Source organism: Actinopolyspora mortivallis, assembly GCF_003001495.1.
GTDB classification, from domain to species: domain Bacteria; phylum Actinomycetota; class Actinomycetes; order Mycobacteriales; family Pseudonocardiaceae; genus Actinopolyspora; species Actinopolyspora mortivallis_A.
Window position 1 is genome coordinate 1 of record NZ_PVSR01000067.1, and the last position, 8,904, is coordinate 8,904.

Sequence of the window (8,904 nt, forward strand, 5' to 3'; positions counted from 1 at the left end):
GACCTCGACACCCACGCCCGCCCCGGGGCCTCACTCCCGGATCTATCTGGGACGAGTGATCGCCTCGGCCTCGGTGGCGCTGGCGTTGACGGCGCCGGGGCAGACGGCGGCGATGTCCGTCTTCGTGGATCCGCTGATCGACTCCCTCGGACTGTCCCGCACGGTGGTGTCCACGGCCTACATGGTCGGTTCCCTGTCGGGGGTGCTGATCATGCCCGTGCTGGGGCGGCTGATCGACCGTTTCGGCCCGCGTCGGGTGATGACCGCCGTGGCGGCCTGCTTCGGGGTGGTTCTGCTCGCGGCGAGCGCGGTCACCGGGATCATCGGCCTGACCGCCGCGTTCGTCGGTCTCCGCGTGGGCGGGCAGGGCGCGCTGAACCTGGTGGCCACCACCACCGTGGCCGTCTACGTCCACCACCGTCGCGGTTTCGCCATGGGGGTGACCTCCGCCGTGGGCACGGCGGGGATCTCGCTGGCCCCGGTGCTGCTGGAACACCTGATCGGCGACCTCGGCTGGCGCGGTGTGTGGGCCCTCGAAGGGGTGGTGGTGCTCGCCGTCGTGCTGGCGGTGTCGCTGCTGGTGCTGCCCCGCACCCCGGCGGCCCCTCCCACGCGGGACGAGCGCGCGGAGGAGGACGCCTCCGCCCCTTCCGGGCCGGCGCGGGGGCCGCTGGTCGACTGGACCCTGCCCGAGGCGATCCGCACCGGCATGTTCTGGACCGTGGCCGCCGGGGTGGGGGTGTGCAGCCTGGTCAGCACCGCGTTGAACTTCCACCAGCTCTCGTTGCTGGGTGAACGCGGCCTCACCGCCGCCCAGGCGGCCGCCACCTTCGTTCCCCAGACCCTGGCGGGGCTGGCGGCCAGTTTCGTGCTCGGCTGGCTGGCCGACCACGTCTCCGACCGGGTGCTGATCGTCGCCATGATGGTCGTGATGGCCGCCGCGACCGCCGGGGCGGGCTGGGTCCACCCGGGGTGGACGGCGGTGGCCTACGGGATGGCGCTGGGGGTCTGCAACAACGGCCTGCGCACGCTCGAAGCCGTCGCCTTCCCGCGCTGTTTCGGGCTGCGCCACATCGGCGCCATCCGGGGCGTGGTCCACTCGGTCACGGTCGGGGCCTCGGCGTTCGGGCCCGTGCTGCTCGCCATGGGCCGGTCCTGGACGGTCTCCTACCGGCCGGTGCTGCTGGTGCTGTGTCTGCTGCCCCTGGCGGTGGTGGTCGCAGCTCTCCTGGTCAGGCACCCACCGCCGGTTCCGCCCGGACGCGAGGAGGAGACCCTCGAACGGGAGGGGTGAGCCCCGGGCCTGACGGGCTCAGGCCGGGCGGTCCCGCAGCTCGCGGATGCGTTCCAGCAGCGTCGTCACCTTCTCCCGGCCGGTGGTCAGCTCCTCCAGCCGCCGGTCCACGGTGCTCAGCCGCCGGTCCCGTTCGGCCGAGTCCAGCTTCAGCGCCCGGTCGACCTCGCGCAGTTCGCTCTCGATGGCCTCGACCCGCCGGTGCAGCGCGTCGTCCAGGGCCAGGGAGAGCTGCTGCTCGGCCTCGATGAGCTGTTCGGACACCGCCTGCTCCAGCGCCGACCGCGACTCGGCCACGGCCTCGGTCAGCCACTGCTTCAGGTGCTGCTTGTCGGCGGCGTGCCTGCGGGTGCGGGCCATCCACCACCCGGCACCCAGCCCCAGCGCGAGGGTCAGCGGCAGCACCACCGGGTTCAGCACCCCGACTCCCAGCCCGGCCAGCGGCAGGGCGGCGGCCCGGCCCACACCGAGCCCGCCCGAAACACCCATGAACACCAGCAGCTTGTCCTCGGCCGTGGCCGGGCGTCGGTCCGGGGGGCGCGGGGCGACCGGCGCCCGTGGTCCCCGGGCGAACTGGGAACGGACCACGCCCAGTTCCTCGGGGGTGAACAGCTCGGCCAGGCACGCCCGGGCGACCTCGTCCAGCCGCCGGGACAGCAGGGTGGAGACCCGCCCGGAGACCAGCCGCAGCGCCGCGTCCACCTCCCCGGGCAGCCGTTCCAGCCGCGCCCGGTCGGCGGAGTCGATCTCGCGGCGGAACCGGTTGTGCACCTCGCGCACCCGGTCGGCCACCTCGTGGTTGGCCTCCACCCGGGCCCGCTGGATCCGCGTGCGCAGCCGCACCTGCCAGCCCCGGGTGGAGGACCTGCGTTCGGCGGTCAGCTCCTCCCGTCTGCCGCGCAGCGACTCGATCTCGTGCTCGGCGCGGGTCAGTCCCCGGCGTTCGGCATCCAGTGTGGACACCTGCTCGTCGAGCACGGTGGACAGTCCGCGCAGGGCGTTGGCCTCGGCCAGCATGGCCGCGCGGTTCGCCAGCCGCGTGCGCAGCTCCTCGCGCAGCTCGCCCACCCCGCAGCGCCGCCGCAGCAGCTCCGCGGTGTCGGCGTCGGGGGCGCGCGCGGCCAGCTCGGCCAGCCGCGCCGAGACCGGGTGGAAGGGGGCGGTGGCGAAGCGCGGGGCGTGGGTGGCCAGCAGCTCCCGGTCGGTCTCCAGCACCCGACGCCACCCGGGATGGCGGTCGGTCTTGGTCAGCGCGAACACCACGGTCTCCACGCGGTCGCTCACCCGGCGCAGGAAGTCCAGCTCGGCCCGGCCCAGCGGGGCCGAGGCGTCCACCACGAACAGCAGCGCGCTGGCCGAGGCCGCCGCCTCGGCGGCCAGCTCGCCGTGGGCGGAGTCGAGCCCACCCACCCCCGGTGTGTCGACCAGCTCCACGTCCTCCAGCAGTCCCAGCGGGGCCGTGACGTCGAGATACCGGGGCGGAGGTTCCCCCTCGGCGGGTTCTCCGTCGTCGGTGGCCCGCCGCCGCAGTTCCTCCACCGGGAAACCGACGGGCTCGCGGGGCGGGCAGCACGCGTGGCCGGCCCACTCGGGGCCGTGCCGGAACCACAGGTAGGTGGCGGTGCCCGCCGCGGCGTCCACCGGCGAGAGGTCCGGCGTGTCCAGCAGGGCGTTGACCAGTGCGCTCTTGCCCCGCTTGGTCTCGCCGAGCACCACCACCCCGGGCACCGGGCCGCGCGCGGCGCGGATCTCCTCCACCCAGTCGGCGGCCTGCGGGTCCACCTCGCGCAGCAGCGCCACGAGCGCCTGGCGGGTCTGCTTGACCTGCGTGGGCAGCTGCGTGGCCGCCACCAGCTCGGCGCTGGGCAGCTGGTCCAACGGGGACTGCGAGGACATGGCCTGGTGTCAGGACTCCGCTGTCTCGGTGTTCGGGCTCGTTCCGGGGCCGCCCGCCGTCGCGGCCGGGCCAGGGGCGCCGTCACCCTCGCCGGTGTGTTCCGTCTCCGGGGGCGGGGTGGCCGGGGTCGGGTCCAGGCGGTAGACCGTCACCACCGGGGGGCGCACCATGCGGCCCCGGTCGGCGAAACCGAGCGTCTCGGTCTCGGCGACCAGCCCGTCCAGCGTGTGGTCGGCGGTGGTGACGACGCCGCCCGCCTCGTGCCGCGCCGGGTCGAACGGTTCACCCCGGGGGCGCAGGGCCGTCACCCCGACCGAGTCCAGCCCCTCCTCCAGGCGTTCGGTGACCCCGGTACTGCGTGCCCGGTCGAAGGCGTACACGCACAACCGGATCAGCGTCTCCCGCTCGGACACCGCCCGTTCCAGCGGATCGGCGAGTGGTTCGTTGCTCAAGGCTGCCTTCTGTCTCCGATGTGGACCTCTGCCGTGCGGGGCGCCCCCGCCGGGGACGTGGGCGCCCCCGGAGGGTCCGACGCGGTCGCGGGCCGTTCGGTTCCACCGGAGGGGTGAACGCCGCGCTCCGGGGGCGCTCATCCGCTCGTGCCCCGGAGCTGGCGCCAGATCAGGAAGTAGGCCCGGTGCACCACGTGGGCCACCCGGCTCTGCGCCGGGGTGGACCCGAGGGAGGCGAAGGAGCGCCACCAGCGCGCCCGTTCCAGGGCGAACTCCCGCATCCGCTCCGCGGGGGCGCCGGGCATTCCGAGCCGTTCGGCGAAGTCCTCCGAGGAGCCCAGCCGCAGCACCTCGTCGAGCAGGTCCGCCGGAAGCTCCACCTCCCCGGAGGAGACCGTGGTCAGCGCCTCCAGCAGCCTCAGCTGGTGCGCCTGCGGCTGGGTGAGCAGCGCCTCGATCCCGTCGTGCAGCATCCGCCGTTCCCGTTCCCCGGCACGGCAGCGGGCCACGGCGGCCAGCGAGGCCAGCCCGGCCGCCGCCTTGATGCCGTCGGCCCGGCCCCGGAACACCGAGTTCACCCGCGCGCGCAGGGCGGGCAGGCCTGAACGCCGCCGCAGCGCCTCCCGCAGCCGTCCCGCCGTGACCGTCGGGTCTGCGTCGATCTCCTCCAGCGCGCACCGGATCCCGTAGAGGTCGAGCAGCCGCAGCAGCCGCTCCCGCGTGTCGGCGGGCACCGCGCACTCCCATTCGGTGAACAGGTCGCCGGAGAGCAGCATGGTCTGCCTGGTGGCGGGGTCCAGCCGGGCCAGTTGGTGCAGCGCGGTGGCGTCCGCGTCGGTGAACTCGGGGCTCTCGGCGGTTTCGGCCAGCAGCGCGATCAGCGGGACCACGTCGGTCACTTTCGGGGTGAGCAGCCGGGCCTGTTCGGCGGCCAGCGCCTCCGCCGAGCTCCAGGGGTCCTCCTGGCCGTCGCCCGCCGAGTCGGGTTCGACGGTGTCGGCCTTGTTCAGCACGCCCACCGCGTTGGCCGGGCCGGCGGGACGTTCGCCGGTGGCGGCTCCGAAGGTGTCCAGGGCGTGCCGGTCGTCGGCCCGCGCGGACTGGGTGAGCACGTAGAGCACGGCCTCGGCTCCCAGCACGGCCCGCCGCGAGACCGGGTCGAGCCGTTCGCCGGTGGTCGGTGTTCCGTCGGCGGCGCCGAGCACGGCCTCCGCGCGGGCCACCGAGGACTCGTCCAGCGAGCCCAGCCCGGGGGTGTCGATCACGGTCAGGTCGCGCAGCACGGCGTTGGTCAGGTACACCTCGACGTGCGAGACCCGCCTGCGGTCCACGCCGAGGTCGGCGGGCACTCCCGCCCGCTGGGTGAACGGCAGGGTGTGCGTGGTGCCGTCGAGCAGCACCACCTCGATCCGGTCCACCGTGCCGTAGCGGAAGCGGGTGACCACCCGGGTGCACTCGCCCACGTCGGTGGGGGCGACGTTCCGCCCGATCAGCGCGTTGACCAGGGTCGACTTGCCCGAGGCGACCCGGCCCACCACCGCCAGTTGCAGCGGGGCGGTCAGCCGTTCCAGCACCTCGTCCACTCCGGCGGCCGCGTCCGCGCCGAGCCGGGGGCGCAGTTCCGTGCACAGCCGGGCCACCGCCGCCGACAGCGGCCCCCGCACCTGCTGCTGAACGGTCAACCCCGGTCCTTTTCGGATGCCCTGCTCTCGTGCCGCCCGCTCGGCGGCGGGGCAGAGTCTAGCGCCGTGGGCGGGGAGGGGCGGATCGCGCGGGTGGCGACCCGCTATGACGGGGCCCATCCCCGCATGCGCGGGGCTTACGGCATCACCCGGGGTGAGTACGACACCGGCACGGGTCCATCCCCGCATGCGCGGGGCTTACGTCGATCATCGCTGTATTCAAGATAATACGCCAGGTCCATCCCCGCATGCGCGGGGCTTACGCGCGCTCACGTTTCCCGCGGTTCGGCCAGTGGGGTCCATCCCCGCATGCGCGGGGCTTACCCCTTTGCGACCTGCGATCTTAACAGTGCTTTGCTGCTGTGGGAATCACTTTTGTTCCGAGACGGACGGCGCCAGCAGCAGGGGATGCTCCGATTCCTGTCCAGCGTGCTCCCTACGTGTGTCGGTTGTGCTCCTCCTCGCCAGCCCTGGGGGGGCTGGCGCCACGCAAAGCCCGCGACAAGGCGAAAAGCATCGTGTGGTGGTTGCGATCCTCGCCAGCCCCGAAGGGCTGGCGCCACTCGATCCGCTCGGCGGCTTCGGTCGCAGACTCGCCCAGTTGCGATCCTCGCCAGCCTCGGAGGGCTGGCGCCACGGCAGTTGAGCAGGGATTTCCGGGATGGCCACACTCCGGCTGTGACCGGTTCGTGATCGACACGCCGATCAGGTGCTTCGGAACCTCGTGGCGTGTTGCCACACACTTCCCCTTCTCAACCACCACGTTCTCCGACCCAGGCCGGTCCTCGACGGAACCGGACCATCCCCGCGTGTGCGGGGAATACAAATCAAACGATCCCAGGGCACGGTCAGCAACAGGTCCATCCCCGCGTGCGCGGGGCTTACGCCGCCGCCGAGGAATGGTTGTCCACCAACCACGGTCCATCCCCGCATGCGCGGGGCTTACATGCCCGACCAGCGGCACAGCGTGCTCGTCTACGGTCCATCCCCGCATGCGCGGGGCTTACCCTTTGCGACCTGCGATCTTAACAGCGTTGTCCCGCTGTGGGAATCACTTTTATCTCGGGGTGGTGGCTGGGGTCGTCAGTACCACTGTCCGGGTTGCCACTGCACGCAGGTGGGGCGCTGTCCGGTGCGGCAGTATTCGGCGATGGCTTGGCGTGCCTGGTCGAGCGGCAGTGAGGCTGAGGCGGGAAACCACAGGTCGCCTTCGGGGTCGAACAGCAGGGCCGGGGTCTCGTCGGTGGTGGTGGGATTGTAGGAGTCGACGAGCGCGCCGTCGGGTGCTGCGGGGTTGATGTAGTTCAACGCCGCCCATGGTTGATCGGCGGGGCAGGCAATACGCAACCGACCGGCCTCGGGGAAAGCGGGGCCGTCCTCGTCTCGGATCGACCGGCAGGGGCGATCCCACACGTAGATTTCGCAGATCGGCAACGGTGGCTCGGTGAGGACGGTCTCGATCAGCTCAGCTGTCTCGTCAGGCGTGTACGCGTATCGGAACAGGTGGCGAAACACCGCGGTGATCACGGTGCGCGTGTCGATGCTGGTCACGGTCGAGCCTTTCCTCGCAATTCGATCGGTTTCGTCGCGCCGGGCTCCCACACCACCAGCGTGGACCCTTGGGGCAGGATGGCTTGCACGGCCGCGCCGCATCCTCGCTCCATATCGCAGATCGGATTGTTCAGCACGACGACACCGTGTGTCTGCCCGCGCTCCCTCATCCGTTGGGCGTACTTCACCTCGACGTGTGTGAAGACGGCGGGAGCGCCACGATCGTCCGTGCTGAACCAGGTGGAATCGTGCAGGTTCAATCGGGCGCGTTCGGAGATCTCTTCGCGTCCGCTGGTGATCTGAAGTTCGGTGCCGTCCTGGTCGTAGACCAGTCCGGTGGTCTGCCCGCCGGTGTATGCGGGAAGCCGCTCGCGGATCTGGTCGATCCACGAGTGGTCTCCGGCCGCGTCGGTGGGCACACGCGGCAGGGTCGAAGGGTGCGGCAGGCTCGGCGGGGGCTGCTCGTTGTTCAGGCCGAGGGTGGCGAGGTAGTTCACCAGGTGCTGGTGGGTGGTGGCGGACAGGGCGAGGACGTCGTCGATGAGCTCGCGGGTGTGCTGGAGCAGGGCCACCGCCTCGGCCAACTCGGGTGAGCTGCTGCCCTGGCCGATTTCGGCCAGGGTGGGCAGGGCGTACTCCTCGACCCAGGCGCGTGCCTGGTGTAGCTGTTCGGGCGGTATCTGCCTCAGGAGGGCGGCGATGCCGTTGGCCAGCTCTTCCACGTGGGACATGCCAGGCCCCCTTCACAGCACGGTGGAGAACGAACGCACGTGCTCGGTGGCCAGCATGAGCGTCTGCACCGCCTCACCGACCGTGTCGGAGGCGAAACTGCTCAACCGCAACGCCTGCCGTATGTCCTCGTTGGTGCTGGGTGCGGCCAGCTGGTGCAGCTGCCCACGCAGCTCGTCCAACGTGGTCGGCACCGCCTGGAGCTCACCGGCGGGAGCGGTGTCAAGGATCTGCTGCAACCGGGCACGAATGTCCTCAAGCATCACCGGCGGATTAGCAGAAAGGTCCGACAGTCAGGCGGTGTGCGTCTGGGGCTGGTGGTGGGGGCACTGGAGCGGGGTCAGCGGGTCGAGGTGGAGGTGGAACTGTTCCTCGGGGGTGAGGACGACCGCCTCGACGGGGTATCCGGCGGCCAGGGCGGCGGTGGCCGGGCAGGAACACTCCGGTGGCCGCAGCCCTTGGGGCAGGGGCGTGGTCCACCGCACGGTGCGGGCCTGCTGCTGGTAGCTGGTGAGGGTCTCGGTCAGCCAGGCGGCCCCGTCCTGCGGGGTGAGGGCCACCGCTTGCAGGGGGTGGTGTCTGCGGCGGCTGCTGGTGGTGACCGTGGTGGTGACGAAGGCGTGCCAGTGCAGGCCCCGCTCACGCCACGTGGTGGGCAGGCGTTCGCTCATCGGGTGTCTCCTGGAAGGTTCGAGCAGGCCGGGTCAGGCGGGGTGGTGTTTGGCCAGGGCCAGGAGGGGCAGTGTGGCCGCGTGGATGGCGGGTAGGGCCAGTCCGAGGGTGGTGGCTTTTTTGGTGCGCCATCCGCCCAGACGTAGTCCGGCTACTCCGGTCCACCAGGTGAGGCAGTCCAGGGTGGCTAGTAGGGCGTGGTGGCCTAGGTGGATTTGTGTTGGGTGGGTGAGGTGGGTGATGAGGTTGGTGAGGAGGATGAGGGTGATCCAGCTGCTGTAGGTGAATCCGGCTACGGCGAGGCCGGTTCCGGCGCATTCGCGCAGCAGGATCGTGGTTACTGGTGAGGGGCGGGGCATGGAGGCTCCTCGCACATCGGGGTGTCCGGCTGTGGGCCGGTCACCGGTCGAGCAGAACCACGATGTTCGGACTCCAGGCCGGATGGCCCAGTGTGGCGTCCAGTCCGACGCAGTAGCCGAGGTAGAAGACGATTCCTGCCGTGACGAGACAAATCGTGAGTCGTTGAAGCATGTCTGCTCGTGGGTCGGGTGGTCGGAGGGCAAGTCCCCGGCCGGGCGGAGGTGGGGTTCTCCCGGGCCCGCCCGGCCGGGGTAGTGCCGCTGTCTC

General features: G+C 71.6%; 10 protein-coding genes. 1 reads left to right on the forward strand and 9 read right to left on the reverse strand.

Annotation, left to right across the window (positions count from 1 at the left end):
• On the forward strand, positions 1–1,294 hold a 1,294-nt coding region (locus tag CEP50_RS19365), incomplete at its 5' end, for an MFS transporter (RefSeq protein WP_106115355.1).
• Between the two features lie 18 nt (positions 1,295–1,312).
• On the opposite strand, the gene CEP50_RS19370 is transcribed toward CEP50_RS19365, so the two are convergent.
• The 9 genes from CEP50_RS19370 to CEP50_RS20690 form a co-directional block, all read right to left on the reverse strand.
• Positions 1,313–3,190 (reverse strand): dynamin family protein, encoded by a 1,878-nt coding sequence (locus CEP50_RS19370; protein WP_106115349.1) that lies wholly within the window; start codon positions 3,188–3,190, stop codon positions 1,313–1,315.
• A gap of 9 nt (positions 3,191–3,199) precedes the next feature.
• The gene (gene grpE, locus CEP50_RS19985) at positions 3,200–3,643 is read right to left on the reverse strand and encodes a nucleotide exchange factor GrpE (RefSeq protein ID WP_219905573.1); all 444 of its coding nucleotides are present in this window, start codon (positions 3,641–3,643) and stop codon (positions 3,200–3,202) included.
• Positions 3,644–3,780: 137 nt separating this feature from the next.
• Entirely contained in the window at positions 3,781–5,325 is a 1,545-nt protein-coding gene (locus CEP50_RS19380) for a dynamin family protein (protein WP_106115350.1), read from the reverse strand.
• Between the two features lie 1,083 nt (positions 5,326–6,408).
• Positions 6,409–6,876, reverse strand: a complete 468-nt coding sequence (locus CEP50_RS19385; RefSeq protein WP_106115351.1) for an Imm1 family immunity protein — start codon at positions 6,874–6,876, stop codon at positions 6,409–6,411.
• A complete protein-coding gene (locus tag CEP50_RS19390) occupies positions 6,873–7,607 on the reverse strand; it encodes a DddA-like double-stranded DNA deaminase toxin (protein WP_106115352.1) in 735 nt (244 codons plus the stop codon). The genes CEP50_RS19385 and CEP50_RS19390 overlap by 4 nt, the downstream gene beginning before the upstream one ends.
• A gap of 12 nt (positions 7,608–7,619) precedes the next feature.
• On the reverse strand, positions 7,620–7,868 hold the full coding sequence (locus tag CEP50_RS19395; RefSeq protein WP_106115356.1) for a hypothetical protein: 249 nt from the start codon (positions 7,866–7,868) through the stop codon (positions 7,620–7,622).
• 30 nt (positions 7,869–7,898) lie between these two features.
• On the reverse strand, positions 7,899–8,276 hold the full coding sequence (locus CEP50_RS19400) for a hypothetical protein (protein ID WP_106115353.1): 378 nt from the start codon (positions 8,274–8,276) through the stop codon (positions 7,899–7,901).
• Positions 8,277–8,309: 33 nt separating this feature from the next.
• Positions 8,310–8,636: a hypothetical protein gene (locus tag CEP50_RS19405; protein WP_106115354.1), complete on the reverse strand. Its 327-nt coding sequence runs from the start codon at positions 8,634–8,636 to the stop codon at positions 8,310–8,312.
• A gap of 40 nt (positions 8,637–8,676) precedes the next feature.
• Positions 8,677–8,808 (reverse strand): hypothetical protein, encoded by a 132-nt coding sequence (locus tag CEP50_RS20690; RefSeq protein WP_258175433.1) that lies wholly within the window; start codon positions 8,806–8,808, stop codon positions 8,677–8,679.
• Positions 8,809–8,904 lie beyond the last annotated feature (96 nt).